This is a genomic window from Halomonas sp. GFAJ-1 (assembly GCF_000236625.2).
Classification (GTDB): domain Bacteria; phylum Pseudomonadota; class Gammaproteobacteria; order Pseudomonadales; family Halomonadaceae; genus Vreelandella.
The window spans coordinates 41,956-61,541 of record NZ_AHBC01000019.1 but is presented as its reverse complement, the minus strand read 5'-3'; the positions used below and the strand labels follow the sequence as shown (position 1 = coordinate 61,541).

General features: G+C 52.9%; 16 protein-coding genes and 3 tRNA genes. 13 read left to right on the top strand and 6 right to left on the bottom strand.

The annotated features are described in order from the left end of the window. Nucleotides 1–47: 47 nt before the first annotated feature. Nucleotides 48–1,616: a carbon-nitrogen hydrolase family protein gene (locus MOY_RS04980; RefSeq protein ID WP_009097166.1), complete on the bottom strand. Its 1,569-nt coding sequence runs from the start codon at nt 1,614–1,616 to the stop codon at nt 48–50. 41 nt (nt 1,617–1,657) lie between these two features. Continuing rightward, nucleotides 1,658–2,575 carry a DMT family transporter gene (locus MOY_RS04975; protein ID WP_009097164.1) on the bottom strand — a complete coding sequence of 306 codons (918 nt, stop codon included), beginning with the start codon at nt 2,573–2,575 and terminating at the stop codon, nt 1,658–1,660. Between the two features lie 227 nt (nt 2,576–2,802). Here MOY_RS04975 and MOY_RS04970 point away from each other — a divergent pair, with 227 nt between their 5' ends. From MOY_RS04970 to MOY_RS04950, 5 genes are all read left to right on the top strand, one after another. After that, complete coding sequence (locus tag MOY_RS04970; protein ID WP_009097162.1) at nt 2,803–4,824, top strand: NADPH-dependent 2,4-dienoyl-CoA reductase; 2,022 nt, start codon at nt 2,803–2,805, stop codon at nt 4,822–4,824. 144 nt (nt 4,825–4,968) lie between these two features. Next, nucleotides 4,969–6,012: a threonine aldolase family protein gene (locus tag MOY_RS04965; RefSeq protein WP_035540112.1), complete on the top strand. Its 1,044-nt coding sequence runs from the start codon at nt 4,969–4,971 to the stop codon at nt 6,010–6,012. Between the two features lie 279 nt (nt 6,013–6,291). Then, nucleotides 6,292–8,214, top strand: coding sequence for a PrkA family serine protein kinase (locus tag MOY_RS04960; protein ID WP_009097158.1), 1,923 nt, complete (start codon nt 6,292–6,294; stop codon nt 8,212–8,214). A gap of 67 nt (nt 8,215–8,281) precedes the next feature. Further along, complete coding sequence (locus MOY_RS04955) at nt 8,282–9,571, top strand: YeaH/YhbH family protein (RefSeq protein WP_009097156.1); 1,290 nt, start codon at nt 8,282–8,284, stop codon at nt 9,569–9,571. Nucleotides 9,572–9,591: 20 nt separating this feature from the next. Then, nucleotides 9,592–11,154, top strand: a complete 1,563-nt coding sequence (locus MOY_RS04950; RefSeq protein ID WP_009097153.1) for a SpoVR family protein — start codon at nt 9,592–9,594, stop codon at nt 11,152–11,154. A 70-nt stretch (nt 11,155–11,224) separates the two neighbouring features. Here MOY_RS04950 and MOY_RS04945 read toward each other — a convergent pair whose 3' ends face one another. Then, entirely contained in the window at nt 11,225–11,539 is a 315-nt protein-coding gene (locus MOY_RS04945) for a high-potential iron-sulfur protein (protein WP_009097152.1), read from the bottom strand. A 257-nt stretch (nt 11,540–11,796) separates the two neighbouring features. Between MOY_RS04945 and MOY_RS04940 the strand changes: the two genes are divergently transcribed. Beyond that, nucleotides 11,797–12,072: an Lrp/AsnC family transcriptional regulator gene (locus MOY_RS04940; protein ID WP_009097150.1), complete on the top strand. Its 276-nt coding sequence runs from the start codon at nt 11,797–11,799 to the stop codon at nt 12,070–12,072. 148 nt (nt 12,073–12,220) lie between these two features. After that, entirely contained in the window at nt 12,221–13,069 is an 849-nt protein-coding gene (locus MOY_RS04935) for a DNA/RNA non-specific endonuclease (RefSeq protein ID WP_009097148.1), read from the top strand. A 244-nt stretch (nt 13,070–13,313) separates the two neighbouring features. On the opposite strand, the gene MOY_RS04930 is transcribed toward MOY_RS04935, so the two are convergent. From MOY_RS04930 to MOY_RS04920, 3 genes are all read right to left on the bottom strand, one after another. Continuing rightward, nucleotides 13,314–13,400: transfer RNA gene (locus MOY_RS04930), tRNA-Leu, on the bottom strand. 31 nt (nt 13,401–13,431) lie between these two features. Next, nucleotides 13,432–13,518: transfer RNA gene (locus MOY_RS04925), tRNA-Leu, on the bottom strand. Nucleotides 13,519–13,620: 102 nt separating this feature from the next. Beyond that, nucleotides 13,621–13,707 (bottom strand) — tRNA-Leu (locus MOY_RS04920). 282 nt (nt 13,708–13,989) lie between these two features. Between MOY_RS04920 and rnr the strand changes: the two genes are divergently transcribed. The 6 genes from rnr to rplI all read left to right on the top strand — a co-directional run bounded on the left by rnr (nt 13,990) and on the right by rplI (nt 19,380). After that, nucleotides 13,990–16,404: a ribonuclease R gene (gene rnr, locus MOY_RS04915; protein ID WP_009097145.1), complete on the top strand. Its 2,415-nt coding sequence runs from the start codon at nt 13,990–13,992 to the stop codon at nt 16,402–16,404. A 2-nt stretch (nt 16,405–16,406) separates the two neighbouring features. Then, the gene (rlmB, locus tag MOY_RS04910) at nt 16,407–17,204 is read left to right on the top strand and encodes a 23S rRNA (guanosine(2251)-2'-O)-methyltransferase RlmB (RefSeq protein ID WP_009097142.1); all 798 of its coding nucleotides are present in this window, start codon (nt 16,407–16,409) and stop codon (nt 17,202–17,204) included. 211 nt (nt 17,205–17,415) lie between these two features. Further along, a complete protein-coding gene (rpsF, locus tag MOY_RS04905; RefSeq protein ID WP_009097138.1) occupies nt 17,416–17,793 on the top strand; it encodes a 30S ribosomal protein S6 in 378 nt (125 codons plus the stop codon). A gap of 33 nt (nt 17,794–17,826) precedes the next feature. After that, entirely contained in the window at nt 17,827–18,054 is a 228-nt protein-coding gene (gene rpsR / locus MOY_RS04900) for a 30S ribosomal protein S18 (RefSeq protein WP_009097135.1), read from the top strand. Nucleotides 18,055–18,066: 12 nt separating this feature from the next. Beyond that, complete coding sequence (locus MOY_RS04895; protein WP_009097133.1) at nt 18,067–18,918, top strand: hypothetical protein; 852 nt, start codon at nt 18,067–18,069, stop codon at nt 18,916–18,918. A 15-nt stretch (nt 18,919–18,933) separates the two neighbouring features. After that, nucleotides 18,934–19,380 (top strand): 50S ribosomal protein L9, encoded by a 447-nt coding sequence (gene rplI, locus MOY_RS04890; RefSeq protein WP_009097131.1) that lies wholly within the window; start codon nt 18,934–18,936, stop codon nt 19,378–19,380. Nucleotides 19,381–19,586: the final 206 nt, after the last annotated feature.

The window sequence follows — 19,586 nt, the reverse complement described above, 5'->3', positions numbered from 1 at the left end:
ACGCGCGCTAAAAAATAACGCCGCTCGAATTGAGCGGCGTTATTGGTTTACTCTTCCAGGTTAGCCCCAGACTTCCAGGACCAGTCGCGCCAGCGAAGGTCAAACAGATCTTTGCGGCGGTCTTTTAGGTTGGTCACCGAGCCTTCGGCACGCACCACCGTCAGGCGCGTTAAATCGAGATCCGAGAAGAAGATCATTTCGGTGTTAGGCGTCGTTTCTGCCAGTACTGCATCATGGGGGAAGGCAAAGTCAGACGGCGTAAACACAGCTGATTGCGCGTACTGGATATCCAAGTTTTCAATCGAGGGTAAGTTGCCGACGCTGCCGCATATCACCACGTAGCACTCGTTTTCGATGGCACGTGCCTGTGCACAGTGGCGTACACGCAGGTAGCCGTTTTTGGTGTCGACCCAAAATGGTACGAAAAGAATATCCATATCCTGGTCAGCCAGTAGGCGGCCAAGCTCCGGGAACTCCACGTCATAACAGATTAAAATGCCTACGCGTCCTGCGTCGGTGTCGAATACTTGCAGTTCGTCGCCACCCTCAATCACCCAATCGCGGCGCTCTTGTGGGGTGATATGCAGTTTAAACTGCTTCTCTACTTCGCCGTCTCGGTGGAAGAGATAAGCGACATTATAGAGTCGATCATCTTCACCCACCTCAATCATAGAGCCACCAACAATGTTGATGTTGTATGAGACTGCCATTCTCGACAGCTCGCTCTTGAATCGGTCGGTAAAGCTTGCAAGGAAGCGTATAGCGGCCGTCTGGTCTTTTTGGGCGGCGCGATCTTGCAAGCCCATCAGTGGCGTTGTGAATAGCTCGGGAAAAACGGCAAAGTCACTTTGGTAATCTGATAACGCATCTACAAAGTATTCAATCTGCTGTAGTGCTGCTTCAGCAGACGCGAACTCACGCATTTGCCACTGCACGGCACCTACGCGAACTTGCGTGGGGCGGGTATCGAGCACGCTTTCAGCGGGTTCAAACAGGATGTTATTCCACTCAAGTAGAGTGGCGTAGCCACGTGACTGTTCATCTTCTGGCAGGTACTTACGCAGTAGTCGCTTTACCTGGAAATCATTTGCCAGTTGAAACGATAAAATGGGGTCGTAAATCTCTTTACGAGAGACTTTTTCAATATATTGGGCTGGCGTAAGTTCTACCGCGTGTTGATGATATTCAGGTATCCGCCCCCCGGCTAAAATAGCGCGCAAGTTGTGTGACCGGCACAGCTCTTTGCGTGCTTCATATAAACGCCGTCCTAGACGGTAGCCACGGTAGTCGGGGTGGATCAGCACATCCAGCCCGTACATGGCATCGCCATCCTCATTGTTGAGGATCGTTTCACGATGGCCGATGAGGTCGTCATATTTATGCGGATTAGAAAACTCGTCGTAATCTACCTGTACAGTAAGTGCTACGCCCACCAATATTCCATCATCCTCAATGGCAATTTGGCCATCGGGAAATTCCTTGATGAGCTTGTCAATGGTGTGCTTTGGCCACGCACCGCCGATGTCGTGATACACCGCGTCCATCAGCGTTTTGAGCTGTTCGTAGTCATCGCTGTTGAGATTGCGAAGATTAAGATGCAGGTCTTCTAGGGACATGTATAAGGTTCCCGGCCGTCGAATGAAGTTAGCCTATTGTATCATTGCTGAGCGCTGCTCGTTTTATCTGCTGCCACCGAACGCACCAGCGGCCGCGTTAGCGTCTGCGCCATGATCACACCCGCCAAAATTAACAGCCCGCCGATGAAGTGGAATCCAGCCACCCGCTCACCTAAAAATGCCATCGCAATAAGCGCACTAAACAGCGGCATCAGGTTGATAAAAATACTCGACTGGTTAGCGCCGATTTGGCGCACTGCGCGCATCCATAAAAAAGTAGTGATAATTGAGGCAGGAATGCCCGCGTAGAGAATCAGCCAAATATTGTGGCTATCCACCGGTGTCATTGGGCCCATTAAATAAGGTGGTAGCAAGAACAGCACCGCAAAGCAGACCTGAGCATAGAGCATTACCCAGGGCGGTAAGTTCATTGCCCAGCGCTTAAGCATCACGCCATACAAGGCGTAACAGGTAGCGGCGACGACCATCAGCGCGTCACCGTAGGCGACCTGGAGCTGCAGTAAGGAGAGCGGGTTACCTCGGCCAAGCAGCACGGTTACCCCCACAAAAGCCAGCACACCGCCAACGACCCCGCCTAAGGTGGGCGGTTCGCGTAAAATGAGCGCGCTTAACAGCACTGTTAATAGAGGCACCATGGCCGCTAGTATGCCCATATTGGTTGCAGTGGTCGTTTCAGCCGCCACATAAGCTAAGCCTTGCCACAGCCCCATGCCTAATAGCCCTAGTAGCGCCAGTTTAGGCCAGTTGCGATATATCTCCTCACGGTGGCGTAGTACTGCAGGCAGCACAAACGGAGTCATGACCACCAGAGCTAACAACCAGCGTAAAAAAGCGATGCTGCTGGGGGCAATAGCACCGACGGTTAATTGGTTAATAGTCATATTCCCTGACCAGATCAACACCGTGGCCAGTGGCGGTAAAAAATAAATCAATGGCATAGCACGTTCCCTAATTGTTAGCCGGTTAATGTGACGCGCTTTGCCGTGATGAGCAAGGCCTAAGGCGGCCCAGTACCGTCGTGATTTCAAAGCGTGATATTAAGATGGGTAAAGGTCTGTACGTCGTGGCAAGTATGTCATACGCTTGTTTGAATGTTTTCGGCAAGAAGTTCTAAAATTTAGAAGTTCTAACAATAGTGAAGCTCTAACACTGTAGGAGCACCGTGATGAACCATACGCCCGCTTATCCCAACCTTTTTCGCCCGCTGACCCTCGGCCATTTAACGCTTCCCAATCGTGTGCTGATGGGATCGATGCATACCAATTTAGAAGAGGCGCCCAACGGCTTTGAGCGCTTGGCCGCGTTTTATGCCGAGCGCGCGCGCGCGGGCGTTAGTCTGATCGTTACCGGGGGTATTGCTCCAAATGCCGAAGGCGCGGTTTTTCAGGGCGCTAATGCGCTGATGGATGAGTCCCAGGTACAAGAGCATCGGCAGGTGGTGGACGCTGTGCATGAGGCGGGGGGGCATCTCTGTATGCAGATCCTTCACGCTGGCCGATATGCTTACTCTCCTGAGCTAGTGGCCCCCTCCGCTATACAGGCGCCTATCAACCCATTCACCCCGCGGGCGCTTTCAAGCGATGACGTTGAGCAGCAAATCGCTGACTACGTGCGCTGCGCAACGCTTGCCCAGCAGGCGGGTTATGACGGTGTTGAGGTCATGGGGTCCGAAGGCTATCTGATCAATCAGTTTATTTGCCAGCGTACTAATCAGCGCGATGATGAATGGGGCGGTAGCTTCGAGCAGCGTATCCGCTTCCCCGTGGAAATTGTTGCGCGTATTCGTGCAGCGGTCGGCGAGCGTTTCTTGCTGATTTTCCGCCTCTCGATGATTGACCTAGTGGAGGAGGGCAGCACGTGGGAAGAGGTGGTTCAGCTTGGGCAGGCCATTGAAGCTGCCGGCGCTAACGTGATTAATACCGGTATTGGCTGGCATGAAGCGCGGGTGCCAACCATTGTCACCAGCGTTCCCCGCGCCGCCTTTACCGAAGTCACTAAGCGTATTAAATCAGCGCTCTCTATCCCGCTGATTACCACCAATCGCATCAATATGCCGGAGGTGGCCGAGCGCGTGCTGGCTGAAGGTCACGCCGATATGGTTTCCATGGCGCGTCCTTTTCTGGCTGACCCAGAGTGGGTAAGCAAAGCCGAAGCAGGCTTGGCGGAAGAAATTAATACCTGCATCGCCTGTAACCAGGCCTGCTTGGATCACACCTTTATGGGCAAGCTGACTTCATGCTTGGTAAACCCCCGTGCTTGTCACGAAACCGAGTTAAACCTTGACCCCGCGCAAACGCCTAAGCAGGTAGCAGTGGTGGGCGGTGGTCCAGCGGGGCTGGCTTCTGCTGTCGCAGCGGCAAGTAGAGGGCACCACGTGGTCCTGTTTGAGCGCCGCAGCGAGCTGGGCGGGCAGTTTAACTATGCCCGCAAAATCCCCGGCAAAGAGGAGTTCAATGAAACCCTCCGTTACTTCCGCGTTATGTTGGAAAAGCATGGGGTAGAAGTGCGTTTAAACACGGCGGCCACTCCCGACAACCTCGCTGAGTTTGATGAGGTGGTGGTTGCCACCGGCGTGATGCCCAGAGAGCTGGCACTCCCAGGGGCTGATCACCCCAGCGTGCTTAGCTACGCTGAAGCGATTGAGCAACCCGAGCGGGTAGGCAAGCGCGTAGCGGTCATTGGCGCGGGTGGCATTGGGTTTGATGTATCAGAGCTATTGGCCCACCAAGGGCATCCCTCACTGGATCTAGATGCCTGGTGCGATGAGTGGGGTGTCGACCTCGCTATGGGCGAGCGGGGTGGTTTAAAATCGCCAATGCCACCAGCCTCATCCCGTGAAATTGTTATGCTGCAGCGTAAAAGTTCTAAGCCCGGCAAGAATCTGGGTAAAACCACGGGCTGGGTGCACCGCGCATCGCTAAAACAGCGTGGTGTGAAAACCCTGACCGGCTGCGAATACCTTAAAATCGACGATGCAGGCTTACATATCCGTCGTGATGACGAGGAGCAGGTGCTGGCGGTAGATTCGATTGTTGTTTGTGCAGGCCAGGAGTCGGTGCGTGATTTAATTGCCCCCCTCAGCCAGGCTGGCGGTCGTGTCCACGTGATTGGTGGTGCAGATGAAGCGGCCGAACTGGATGCCAAGCGTGCTATTGACCAAGGCACGCGTCTTGCCGCTGCGCTTTAGTCAAGTTATTAGCGCGGGTGACGTAAACGTTTAAATGGCGATAGACTGGTTAACCAATTTAGCTGTTAACCACGGTTAAATCTCCAAGGCGCGGGTGGCACCCAGCCCGCGCTGTACGACCGCGAGATAAAAAGGACTATTGCCATGCCCTCGGAGTGCACCCCACGATTTTTAGCCAGTGATAATACGTCCGGAATTTGTCCGGAGGCCATGCAATATCTGCTAGAAGCTAATCAAGCCGATGACTTAGCCTACGGTAACGACCGTTGGACCGCCCGTGCTGCTGATCGTTTTCGTGAAATGTTCGACTACGATTGCGATGTGTTTTTTGTCTTTAACGGCACTGCCGCTAATTCATTGGCGCTCTCTGCGATGGGGCGTAGTTATCACAGCGTCATTTGCCATGAGCTGGCGCATATCGAAACTGACGAATGCGGTGGGCCCGAGTTCTTTTCCAATGGAGCTAAGCTGCTTACCTCACCAGGGGCGAATGGCAAGTTAACGCCGCAAGGTATTGAGGCGTTAGTAACCAAGCGCAGCGATATTCACTACCCCAAGCCCAAAGTGGTTTCGCTTACCCAGGCGACTGAAGTAGGCACGGTGTATTCGCGTGAAGAGCTGCTCGCCATTCGCGCGATGGCCGATAAACATGACCTACGTCTGCACATGGACGGCGCGCGGTTCGCCAATGCCTGCGCCGGTCTCAATGCGAGCCCCGCCGAGCTCACGTGGCAGGTGGGTGTCGATGTTCTGTGCTTTTCAGGCACTAAGAACGGCCTTGCGTTTGGTGAGGCTATTCTGTTTTTCAACCGTGATTTGGCTGAAGACTTTGCCTACCGTTGTAAGCAGGCAGGGCAGTTGGCATCAAAAATGCGCTATGTTTCCGCGCCTTGGTTGGGGCTTTTGGAAAGCGGTGCATGGTTGACCAATGCTGAGCACGCTAACGCGATGGCACGCTATTTATCGGAAGGGTTGCAGGCACTTCCCGGTGTTTCACTGATGTTTCCTACCCAGGCGAACAGCGTCTTTGTTGAACTGCCCCCCCAGGCCATCGAAGCGTTGAAAGCTAAAGGTTGGACCTTCTACACCTTTATTGGCGCCGGTGGTGCGCGTTTTGTCTGCGCTTGGAACACCACCGTTGAATTGTTAGATCAGCTATTAGTCGATGTAAAAGCAGTACTAGAGTAACGCGCCATGCAGCTTTTATTGTCGATGCGCCGCCTTATGGCGGCGTTTTGCGTTCTATTCACGGCTGCTGATTTTGATTTAGCGAATATGCGCTGAGCGATTTCAACGCAACTAAACCTCTTCTGTCATGCTCATAACCATAACGCTGCAGCGTTGAAGAATTAGTAATTACTTTTTGCTAATGCTGACTACGCTGATAAAGCGACACCTCGTTTTGTACGCCGTTACAACGCTGTGTTTGTGCGGTAGCTGCCTGAGGATGGGCTACAGGAGAGTTCAATGAGCATCTTTGATCACGTCCAAGACCGATTCGCCCGCGTACAGCAAGAAGACATTAGCCTGGAGGAGTATCTAGCGCTTTGCCGCAGAGACCCTAAGGTCTATGCGAGTGCCTCTGAGCGCATGCTTGAAGCAATAGGCGAACCTGAAGTGATCGACACGGCGAAAGACCCGCGTCTGTCACGCATTTTTTCGAATAAGGTGATTCGCCGCTACCCTGCCTTTGCCGAATTTCACGGCATGGAAGAAGCCATTGAGCAAATTGTGGCTTACTTCCGCCATGCAGCCCAAGGGCTAGAAGAGCGTAAGCAGATCCTCTATTTATTAGGGCCGGTGGGTGGCGGTAAGTCGTCGTTGGCTGAGCGCTTGAAACTGCTGATGGAGCGTATCCCCTTTTATGCCATTAAAGACTCCCCCGTTTATGAGTCGCCGCTAGGGCTATTTTCTCCTGAGGAGGACGGCGAACTACTGGAACAGGAGTACGGCATTCCCCACCGCTACCTGCGCAGCGTGATGTCGCCCTGGGCTGCTAAACGACTTAAAGAAGCCGGTGGTGATATCTCCCAGTTTCGGGTAGTGCGGCTTTACCCCTCACGGCTGAATCAGATCGCCATTTCTAAAACTGAGCCGGGCGATGAAAACAATCAGGATATCTCCTCCTTAGTAGGTAAGGTGGATATCCGTCAGCTAGAGCTTTACTCACAAGATGACCCCGATGCTTACAGCTTCTCAGGCGGGCTGTGCCGCGCTAACCAGGGGCTGATGGAGTTTGTGGAGATGTTTAAAGCGCCGATAAAGGTGCTGCACCCGCTACTTACCGCGACCCAAGAGGGGAATTACAACCCCACCGAAGGCATGGGGGCTATTCCTTTTGACGGCGTGATTTTAGCCCACTCCAATGAGTCGGAATGGCAGGCGTTTCGTAATAACCGCAACAACGAGGCGTTTCTAGACCGGGTTTATATCGTCAAGGTGCCTTACTGCCTACGGGTCTCTGAAGAGATCAAGATTTACCAAAAGCTACTGGAGGACTCTTCCCTCAACGCAGCGCCCTGCGCGCCGGATACGCTGCGTATGCTGGCTCAGTTTTCGGTGCTTTCGCGGCTAAAGTTGCCAGAAAATTCCAGCATTTATTCGAAGATGCGCGTTTATGATGGCGAGAACCTGAAAGACACTGACCCTCGGGCTAAGTCGATTCAAGAGTATCGTGACGCGGCCGGTGTTGATGAGGGGATGCAAGGGTTATCGACCCGTTTTGCATTCAAGATTCTCTCCAAAGTATTCAATTTCGATAGCACAGAAGTCGCGGCCAACCCCGTGCACTTACTCTATGTGCTGGAGCAGGCGCTAGAGCGCGAGCAGCTACCCTCTGAAGTGTTTGAGCGCTATATCGGTTTTATTAAAGAGTTTTTGGCGCCCCGCTATGTGGACTTCATTGGCAAAGAGATCCAAACCGCCTACCTGGAGTCTTACAGCGAGTATGGCCAGAATATTTTCGACCGTTATGTAACCTATGCTGATTTTTGGATTCAGGATCAAGAGTACCGCGACCCCGAAACCGGCGAGCTGCTTAACCGCCAATCGCTGAACGAGGAGCTTGAGAAAATTGAGAAACCGGCAGGGATTTCCAATCCGAAAGACTTCCGCCATGAGGTAGTTAACTTTGTGTTGCGTGCTAGGGCGCAAAATAACGGCATGAACCCCAGTTGGCAGTCCTATGAAAAACTCAAAGGTGTTATCGAACACAAAATGTTCGCCAATACTGAAGAGCTGCTACCGGTGATCTCGTTTAATGCCAAGGCCTCGAAGTCTGACCAGAAAAAACACGAGGATTTTGTGGCGCGCATGGTAGACCGTGGCTACACCGAAAAACAGGTTAGGCTACTGTCGGAGTGGTACTTACGTGTACGCAAATCCCAGTAGCGGATGGTTCTTAAGGCTAGTGCCGGGTAATAGGGCTAGCGCTTAAGGCCACGGTTAAGGAGGTCGTATGACCTACTTTATTGATCGCAGACCCAACGCTAAGCACAAAAGCGCGGTCAATCGACAGCGCTTCCTAGAGCGTTATCGTAAGCACATCAAGCGTTCGGTGGAGGAGGCGGTGAACCGCCGCTCCATCACCGACATGGAGCGGGGAGAGAAAATATCCATACCCACTAAAGATATCTCTGAGCCGGTCTTTCAACACGGCCCCGGCGGTGCGCGAAATATTGTATCGCCGGGGAATAAGGAGTTCTTGGAAGGCGATAAAATACGCCGCCCTAGCGGTCAGGGCGGTGGTGATGGCGCAGGGGAAGGGGGGGCTTCTAACCAGGGCGAGGGTAACGATGAATTTGCCTTCACCCTTAGCCGCGAGGAGTTTCTGGAGTTTGTGTTCGACGGTTTAGAGCTGCCTCATTTGCAACGCAAGCCGCTTAAATCCCTCGAAGAAATCAAGATGGTGCGGGCAGGGCTAGCTCGGGATGGTGTGCCATCACGTATTAGCATTACCCGCTCAATGCGGGAAGCCTATGCACGCCGTATTGCCATGCGTGCGCCTATCAAGCGGGCGTTAAAAGAGGCTCAAGACGCGCTAGCTGCCGAAGAGCGTAAAGACCCAGTATTGCGCAACCCTGCACGTGTTGCCGAGCTGAAGGCCGAGGTCGAGCGCCTGGAGAAACGCATCGAAGCGGTGCCGTTCATTGATACCTACGACCTGCGTTATCACCAGCTGGCCGCACAGCCTCAGCCCTCAAGCCAAGCAGTGATGTTCTGTGTGATGGATGTATCCGGCTCCATGACGCAAAACCATAAAGACATCGCTAAGCGATTCTTTTTATTGCTCTATCTGTTTTTAGAGAAACATTACGAAAAGGTCGAGCTGGTGTTTGTGCGCCACCACACAGCGGCGCGGGAGGTCAGCGAAGAAGAGTTTTTCTACTCCCGGGAAACGGGCGGTACGATTGTTTCTAGTGCGCTCACGTTGGTGAATAAAATCATTGAGAAGCGCTACCCGGCCGGGCTGTGGAATCTCTATGTGGCGCAAGCTTCCGACGGTGATAACTGGGACGACGACTCAAATATTTGTCGGGATTTGCTGATCAAACAGCTTATGCCGCAACTGCAGTACTACGCTTATGTAGAAATTACCCCTCACGACCATCAGTCGCTTTGGCATGAGTATGAAACGGTGGCCGCACAGTTTTCTGAGCGGTTTGCCATGCGTCAGATTGTTGATGCGGGAGATATCTACCCTGTCTTCCGTGAGCTGTTTAAGCGCCGCTTAAGCCAGGAGCGGTAACGCGAGTAGAGGAGTGCGCTATGAGTGTAACCCGCAAACCAATAGCCACCGGTTCCGACTGGAATTTTAGTGTACTAGAGCGCTTTGACGAAGAACTCGCCAGGCTCGCTGATGAGTATCGGCTGGACACCTATCCCAACCAAATAGAGGTAATCACCACCGAGCAGATGATGGATGCTTATGCCAGTGTAGGTATGCCGGTGGGCTACCATCACTGGTCGTTTGGCAAACAATTTCTTGCTGTCGAGCAAGCATATAAACGTGGTCAGATGGGGCTTGCCTACGAACTGGTGATTAACTCTAACCCTTGTATTGCCTACTTGATGGAAGAGAACACCCTGATGATGCAGGTGCTGGTCATTGCCCACGCCTGCTATGGGCATAACTCGTTTTTCAAAGGCAACTACCTGTTTCGCACCTGGACTGATGCAGACTCCATTGTTGATTATCTGGTTTTTGCCCGTAAATACATTGCTCAGTGCGAAGAGCGCCATGGCGTTCATGCGGTAGAGCAGCTATTGGATGCCTGTCACGCGCTGCAAAACTATGGTGTCGATCGCTATAAGCGTCCTTCGCCTATTTCTGCGGAGGAAGAAGCCAAGCGGCAAGAGGAGCGCGAAACTTACCTGCAAACCCAGGTCAACATGCTTTGGCGAACGATCCCAGAGCCGCCTAGCGGTATCGTTCCGCTGCCGGGTAGCCTACCAAGCAATGATGATCCGTTGGGGTTGCATGATGGGGTCTCCTACCCACCGGAGCCGCAGGAGAACCTGCTCTACTTTATCGAGAAAAATGCCCCGTTACTGGCGCCCTGGCAGCGTGAAATTGTGCGGATTGTGCGTAAGCTGGCGCAATACTTTTATCCACAGCGGCAAACCCAGGTGATGAACGAAGGCTGGGCCTGTTTTTGGCACTACACCTTAATGAATCGGCTCTATGACGAAGGCAAGGTGGATGAAGGCCTGATGCTGGAGTTTTTGCAATCCCACGCGGCGGTCATCAATCAGCCAGGCTTTGATAGTTCCCACTACAGCGGCCTTAATCCCTATGCGTTGGGCTTTGCGATTTTTATGGATATCAAGCGTATCTGTGAAGCTCCCACTGAGGAGGACAAAGAGTGGTTCCCGGATATAGCGGGCAGCGCGTGGCGAGACACCCTTGAGTTTGCTATGCGTAACTTTAAAGATGAATCCTTCATCCAGCAGTTTTTGTCGCCCAAGGTCATGCGCGATCTTAAGCTTTTTTTAATCGTCGATGATGATCAGTCAGAAACGATGGAGGTGGCCGCGATTCATGACGACCGAGGGTATAAGCGAGTGCGCAATGCACTTTCAAGCCAGTATGCGCTTTCATTGCGTGAACCTAATATCCAAGTGGTAGAAGCCGCCATTCGCGGTGATCGCTCGTTAACACTGCACCACGTTCAGGATAGCCGTCGACCCTTAAGCCGCAGTGTTTATCCAGTTATACGCCATTTACAGCAGCTCTGGGGGTTTCCGGTACAGCTGGTGTCAATAGAGGAGGGTAGAGTTACCCATCGATTTCGCTGGCCGGTAGAAGAGGAAAACAAAGACACTGGCTAGTGGTTCCCAAAAAATTACCCCGCGACAGGCGCGGGGTAATGACTTATAGCGTTAGCAAAGCGATTAGGCGTTATGCTTGCGCGGTCCAAGACTGACACCAGCCTTTGGGCTCAACGCTGTTCTGCGGGAACAGTTGGCAACCTTCTGTATCGGCGACCCAGAACATGCAGTTATCGCAAACTTCGCCTTCTTCATAGGCGGGGTGATCGCTTGCGTCACTTGCAACTTCAACGTAGTTAAGTGCTTGAGCGGTGGATGAAGAAGGGTCTAGGCGCGGCAGTTCTTGTGCAAATGCAGTTTTAGAAAGAATCCCAGCACCCAGCGGCAGAGCAGCAAGACCTAAAACGCTGTTACGCATGAACTTACGACGGCTTTGATTAGCCATGGTATCTCCTTATCGTCACGGACTGACGTTAGATCATAGTTACGGGTGGTGGTTCCACCTCTTTAACGTTTCAACACATGGTGCATAAACGTTGCCAGCTATATGCTAGCGCATGCTAAAAATTTGTGCGAATAACCTTATGAAAAGCGCGACAATTGGTCACGTTACGCCGCAGTGCTTGGTCTTGTCCGGTGGGCTGTTATACTCGGCCGATTGCCGCTTTGCGGTTTTTATATTTATTTTTCAAGGAGGGCGCCATGCAAAACGCAGTTATTTTAATTAATACTGAAAAGGGCCAGGTCAAAGCGGTCGCCGAGCGTCTAGCCGATGTTGAAGGCATCAGCGAGGTTTACTCCACTTGTGGCCGCTACGACTTGGTTGCTATTGCGCGAACCCGCGACTTTGAAAGCCTGGCCGAACTGGTTACCGAGCGGCTTAACGCCGTAGAGGGAATCAGTGATACCGAAACCCTTAATGCCATGCAGGTGCACTCCCGTCACGATTTAGAAACGATGTTCTCGGTTGGCTGGTAGCCGTTTCACCTGCGAACGTTAGTGCCAAATGAACACTACAAACACGTAAAAATAATCAAATAGAAAAATCAACTAAAATAAGTGCTTAGAAGATAGGTGCTTAGTAGGTAAGTATTCCAGGGGAGTAAGGTAGTTGGGGAAATCGCTTTTGCGCTGGCGTCGCCAGGGTCGACGTCTGGGTATTGCCGTGCTGTTTGTGGTGGTGGGAACCGGACTATGGGAGTTCCAGGGGCGCCAGCATCAGGATGCCTACACGTGGATGGGCGTGCCCACCTGGGATGGGTTTCATCCCACTACGTTTCACCGGGTGTTGCGTAACGATGGGTTTCTAGTGGGGTGGTCAGACGTGCGGGTAAACCCTCTCTGGGTTAGCTATCAAGTTACTGCGGTGCCAGATGATATGAGGATTGGCTCAAGGCCTAACTTTCAAGCTGATTGGCGCACGTTATGGCCTATTAGTGCTGATAGCTATGCAGGCAGTGGCTACGACAGAGGCCATCTAGCGCCCAACTATGCCATTGCTGCCGTGCACGGACGAAGTGCTCAAGTGGATACGTTCTTAATGAGCAATATGACGCCCCAGCGGCCCAACTTAAATCGTCAGCTTTGGCAGCGTCTTGAACAGTCCGTGATGGATCATTTTGCTCCGCGCTTTGAGCGCTTGCAGGTGGTAACCGGGCCAGTATTCCCTGAGCGCTTTATGGATAACGTGTTTAATCGGGTGGGCTTTGTAGAAGTGCCTGAGGCCTTTTACAAAATTATCGTAGCGCCTCACGATGAGGCACCGCTTGCACTTGCCTTTATTATGCCCCAAGACGTGAGGGGCAATGAGCCGCTTGAAGATTACCTTGTCACCATTGATGAAGTTGAAGCGCGAACAGGGCTTAACTTTTTTCCAGACCTATCGGCAGAGCTTGAGGCTGTACTGGAAGGAGAGCTACGTACCCAAGGGTGGGCGCTGGAAGATGTCTCTCGTAGGCCCGGGCGCTTTCAATAGAACAAAAAAAGGGATTAGAAAGAAAGCGATTAGCTAATATCTGGTGGGCAGTGGCGTCGAGAGTTGATTAAGGCGCCATGCCTGCAAATGCGACTGGCTACGCTTAGAAAAGTATCGCCACAGAGAGCGTATTAGCTTTGGGCTATAATGGATTCTAAGTCAATGGATAAACAGAGGGGGGTATAAACAGAAATAATTTTACGTAGAATTTCGTTTAAAGAGATGCAAACGGGGCTATTGAAAATGGTGCCCAGGAGAGGACTTGAACCTCCACGTCCATACGGACACTAGCACCTGAAGCTAGCGCGTCTACCAATTCCGCCACCTGGGCGCATCATCTCTAACAACTGTTTGTATTCGTATGGTGCCCAGGAGAGGACTTGAACCTCCACGTCCATACGGACACTAGCACCTGAAGCTAGCGCGTCTACCAATTCCGCCACCTGGGCGAATACAAACATACTGCCTATTGCTATAAGCCTTACTGCTTAAAGTCTTACTACTTGGCTGCACCTAGCTACATCGTGTAAAGGGGGTAACACAACGTAGTTTGGTGCCCAGAAGAGGACTTGAACCTCCACGTCCATACGGACACTAGCACCTGAAGCTAGCGCGTCTACCAATTCCGCCATCTGGGCAAGTGGCGCGTATGATACCCGGGTCGCGGTTAAATGCAAGCCCCAGAGGGCCTTTTTTATACCATAAATCGCACATTTACGACGCCAGATGGTTGGGTGATTGAACATGCGGCGCTATACTGCATACATGACCAAACAAAACATGAATTTACTCAGCCTTATGGGAATTGAACCAGCCGCTGAGCCAGCTTGTAAAACGCTAGCTGAATACTCTCACCCGCAGCATTTACTGGCTGCGTCTATTATTCGCCTCCCGCAGACGCAATTAAGGATGTTGATCGCATGAAGTATTGGACGTTGAGTGATGATCCGCACGCCGAGCGCGAGGCGCAAAAGTACGATAATCCAGCGCCTAGCCGCGAATACTTGCTAGCTGCTTTAGAAAGCTACGGCAAACCGATTACGCATGAAAACATGAGTCGGATGCTCGGCATTGAAGATGAGGATCATCTTGAGGCGGTGCGTCGTCGGATGGCGGCGATGGAGCGCGACGGCCAAGTGCTGCGCGATCGTCGTGGTGCCTACGCACTCATTGATAAGCTTGATTTGATCAAAGGCAAGGTGCTGGGGCATCGTGATGGTTTTGGCTTTATTTTGCGTGATGATGGCAAAAAGCCGGACTTGGTACTGCCTCCGCGGCAAATGCGTCGCGTTTTCCACGGTGATCACGTGCTGGTTCGAGTGAGCGGGCGTGACCGCCGAGGCCGGGATGAAGCCACTATTGCGGATGTGATTTCACGTAACACCCAAACCATAGTGGGCGTATATCGTAGCAATACGCCGGAGTTTGGCGTGCTTATTCCTGAGAATCCGCGCATCACTCAAGAAGTGATAATTCCTCATACGGCCAGCGCAGGTGCTAAAGATGGTCAGGTGATTTCCGCTAAAGTTGTTAAGCAGCCGGAAACCCGCGTTCAGCCGGTGGGTGAAGTGATTGAGGTGTTGGGTGAGCGTATGGACCCCGGCATGGAAATTGATATCGCCATCCGCAGCTACGATATTCCTGCTGAGTTCCCGCCTGAAGTGCTGGATCAAACAAGCGGTATTTCAGCGGAAGTGCTGGAAGCGGATAAGCAGCATCGGATAGATCTGCGCGATACACCGCTGGTGACTATTGATGATGAGTCTGCGAAAGACTTTGATGACGCGGTATGTGCCTGGAAAACCAAGTCGGGTAGCTGGAAACTGTTGGTCGCGATTGCTGATGTTTCCCACTATGTGCGTCCGGGCTCTGCGCTTGATGATGAGGCGCGTACGCGCGGCAACTCGGTCTATTTCCCTGGCCAAGTAGTGCCCATGCTGCCTGAGTTACTCTCTAATGGCTTGTGTTCACTCAATCCCCATGTCGATCGCTTGGTGATGGTCTGTGAGATGAATATCTCAAAGACCGGCGCCATTAGCCGCTACTCCTTCTATGAAGCGGTCATGAAGTCACATGCTCGCCTTACTTATAACAAGGTGGCGGCCATACTTGATAATGAGAGCGAAGAGGGTGAGGCGCTGCGCAATCAGCACCAGGATCTGGTGAAGCCGCTGCAAAATCTGCACGAGCTTTATCATTTGCTGCGTGAGGCTCGGGAAGAGCGCGGGGCGCTTGATTTTGATACCACCGAAACGGCAATTATCTTTAACGATGAGCGCAAGATTGAAAAAATTGTGCCTCGCACCCGCAACAATGCTCATAAGATCATCGAAGAGTGCATGCTTGCCGCAAACGTCGCTACGGCACGCTTCTTAGATAAGCACGACTTGCCGGCGCTTTACCGCATCCACGAGCGCCCAACCCCAGAGCGACTTGATAAGCTGCGCCTTTTCTTAAGCGAACTAGGGCTTTCGGTGGGTGGTGGTGATATGCCTACTCCGCAGGACTATCAGGCGCTGCGCGAAGTGATTATTGATCGCCCAGACGCTGACATCATCCAAACGGTGATGCTGCGCTCGATGAATCAGGCAGTCTATTCGCCCCAGAATGAAGGCCACTTCGGTTTGGCGTATCAGGCGTATGCGCATTTTACCTCGCCAATTCGTCGCTATCCTGACCTGCTGGTGCACCGGGCTATACGCTCGGTTATTCGCGGGCCGCGCCAGACTAACACCGTGGTGCGTGTCGAAGGCGCGCCCGTCGAGCCGCCGAGCAAGTGGTGTCCTTACACCTTTGAGCAAATGCTTGAGCTGGGTGAACACTGCTCAATGACCGAGCGGCGTGCTGATGAGGCAACCCGCGACGTTGAAAGCTGGCTTAAGTGTGAGTTTATGTCAGATAAGCTGGGTGAAACCTTTGACGGCACCATTGCCTCGGTGACTCAGTTTGGCTTGTTTGTGCGCCTTGATGCGTTCTATGTGGAAGGTTTAGTGCACGTTACTTCGCTGCCCTCTGACTACTACCACTATGAGGCAGAAAAACATCGGCTCAAGGGCGAGCGCACAGGCACTACCTATCGACTGGGCGACGGCCTAACGGTGCAGGTAGCGCGGGTCGATATGGATGACCGCAAGATTGATTTTGGCTTGGCCGATGAGAAGCCGCGCCCGCGTCGTCAGCCGCGCAAACGTCGTGGTGGAGAGAGTGGTGGAAAGAGTGGTGGAAAAGACGGGGGCGCTGAAAAATCTGCGGCTCCATCAGATAAACAGCCAACGCGCCGGGGGCCGCGTCGTACGCGTAACGGCTCGCGTAAACCTGCGCCGAATAAGGAGTGAGCATGAAGTCGGCGTCATCTCGGCGCAGCTCGCGTCCGGTTGTCCGTACCCCTGATGGGTTAGATCACGTGTACGGCGTTCACGCACTTGAAAGCCTGTTAGAGCGAGGCGAAACGCCCCGTGAATTATGGGTTCAGCAAGGTGCAGGCACTCGCCTAAAAGAAGTGGTTGCCAATGCGCAGGCGCGGGGTGCACGTATTAAAGAGCAGCCTCGGGAGCTGTTAGATCAGCTCACCCAAGGTGCGGCTCATCAGGGCGTTGTGGCATTTTGCCCGCCGCTGGTGCCCGAGGGAGAAGAATCGCTTTGGCTAAAACTGCGTGCTTGGCAGGCGCCGACACCTCCGCTGCTGTTGGTGCTAGACGGGGTTACCGACGTGCATAATTTTGGCGCCTGCTTGCGGAGTGCCGATGCTGCGGGTGCCCATGGTGTCATTGTCGCTAAGGATAAAGCAGCGCCCCTGAATGCCACTGTGCGCAAAGTAGCCTGTGGAGCCGCCGAAGTGGTGCCCGTTTACCAAGTGACCAACCTTTCACGCACCTTAGCCAAGCTAAAAGACGCCGGCGTTTGGATTACCGGGACGGCTGGGGAGGCTGAGGCTAGTGTGTTTGAGATTGATATGACCGGGCCAACAGCGCTTGTTATGGGTGCCGAAGGGAAGGGGATGCGCCGCCTGACGCGGGAGGCTTGCGACAATTTAGCCAAGCTGCCTATGGCAGGGCAGGTCTCTAGTCTGAACGTTTCAGTCGCCACGGGTATTTGTTTGTTTGAAGCTGTTCGTCAACGACAGCTTGCAAGTTAACTACCTGCCCACTAAAATACTTGCGCCCGTTTATCTATAAGCGGGCGCACGTTATTGGCTGATAGCCAGTACAAAACACAGTTCTGCTTGATGTCTTGGCTCCCATTGCTGTTTGCGGTAAGCCCGGGCATTTCAGTTAACTCCTTGCTTCCCTGTCGTCTAGCGTTTTTGCGCAAACACACCGGAAGCTGTCAAACCGCAAGGAGATTCCATGCGTCATTACGAAATCGTGTTTATGGTCCACCCGGATCAGAGCGAGCAAGTGCCGGCTATGGTCGAGCGCTACACCAGCATTGTTACCGAGAATGCGGGTACTGTGCATCGCTTAGAAGATTGGGGTCGCCGTCACTTGGCTTACCCGATCAACAAGATCCACAAAGCCCACTACGTGCTGATGAACGTTGAATGTACCGGCGAGACACTCGACGAGATCGAGAACATCTTCCGTTTCAACGATGCCATCATCCGCAGCCTAGTAGTTCGCTGCAAAGAAGCGATCACTGAAGCTTCTCCGATGATGAAACCGGCAGAAGAAAAGCGTCCGCGTCGCGAAGAAAAGCCGCGCGAAGAAGCTGAAGAAACTGCCTGATTCTATCCACTGCACGTTTTAAGGAGCTAGTCCATGGCACGTTTTTTCCGTCGCCGTAAGTTTTGCCGCTTCACCGCTGAAGGCGTCAAGCAGATCGATTACAAAGATCTCGACACGCTGAAGGCTTACATCACCGAAACCGGTAAGATCGTTCCGAGCCGTATCACCGGTACCAAAGCACGCTATCAGCGTCAGCTTGCGACTGCTATCAAGCGTTCGCGTTATCTGGCACTGCTGCCCTACTCCGATAGCCACCAGTAAGCGTTTAACGTGATGCTGGCACTAGCACGATGGCTGATGCGGGGCACGCCCTATGCCGCAGGCGGGGCAGCGCTAGCAACGCTAGTGCCTTGGCTGTTTTGGTTAGGAGCAGCCATTGCAGCGTTAATGACCTTGCGCAAAGGCTTTGCCCCTGCGCTACCGGTCATTATCTCAGCCGCGCTGCCGGCAGGTTTTTGGTGGGCACAGGGTGACGTGATTCCGCTTGCCAGCGTATTGCTGGTAACGCTAATGGCCGTCATCTTGAGAGAAAGGATGCGTTGGAGCGAAGCCTTAATCGTAGGGGCAATAGCCGCTGCGGTAATGGTTCAGCTTGGCATCTTTAGCCCACCAGGTGGAACCCAGCTAATGCTGGAGCAGTTGCGAGAGGGTTCCGACGAAGTCGATCGTATGCTCACAGAGTTTGCTAACCAGGGGTATGACACCCAGACACTTGCCGCGATAGTGGTGGGAGGTGTGACGGGCTTGGTTGTACTTTTAGCAGGCATTGCGTGTTTAGCTTTAGCACGAAGTTGGCAGGCTGGGCTTTATAACCCAGGCGGCTTTCGTGAAGAGTTTCACTCGCTACGTCTAGCCCCCAAAGAGCTGGCTATTCTAGTAGTGCTCGGGGCGGCTGGGATGATGCTAGGGGCGCATGCTTTGGCAATGTTGGGCTGGATTCCGCTATTGGTTGCTGGCGTTGCGTTAGTGCACGGGTTTATTGGATTAAAGGGGATGAACGGGCTGTGGCTGGTAGCATTTTATGTGCTACTGATCACGACCTGGCCCACGATTCTCATTGTGCTGCTGTTGGGGCTGATTGACACATTCGCGAACGTTCGCGCACGCCTTGCCCGCAGCAATTGACAAGAGGTTTACGAGATGGAAGTCATTCTGCTCGATAATATTGGTAAGTTGGGCGGCCTGGGTGACAAGGTCACTGTGAAGCCTGGTTATGGTCGTAACTACTTGGTACCTTACGGCTTAGCCGTACCGGCCACCAAAGAGAACGTAGAGGCGTTTAAAGCGCAGCGTGCTGAGCTTGAAGCCCAAGCCGCTGAGCGTAAAGCAGAAGCCGAAGCCCGTGCAGAGCAACTTAACGACATCGAACTGTCGTTGGTTTCTAAAGCCGGTGATGAAGGCAAACTGTTCGGCTCTATTGGTCCTCGCGATCTGGCTGACGCTATTTCCTCCGCTGGCATCGACGTTGCCAAGAGCGAAGTGCGTATGCCGCAAGGCCCGATTCGTCAAACTGGCGAATATGACATCGCTCTTCACCTGCATGTAGATGTTGACGCTGTTGTACGCGTGGTCGTTGTCGCAGAGTAAACGCTCTCGCCAACGCTGACGCCTCAAAGGGCGCGGGGATTCCCGCGCCCTTTGTTATTTGTAGACGCCCGATTGTAATCGGCATTGTTTTGGCTATATGAAATGCCAGCCAAGTGTCGTTCAAAACCCTCGGCTGTATAGGTAGGCCGTTGTTTTTAGAACGCCATTGGATCTGCTAACTTCCGTGGTTGGGGCAGTGGTTTCTC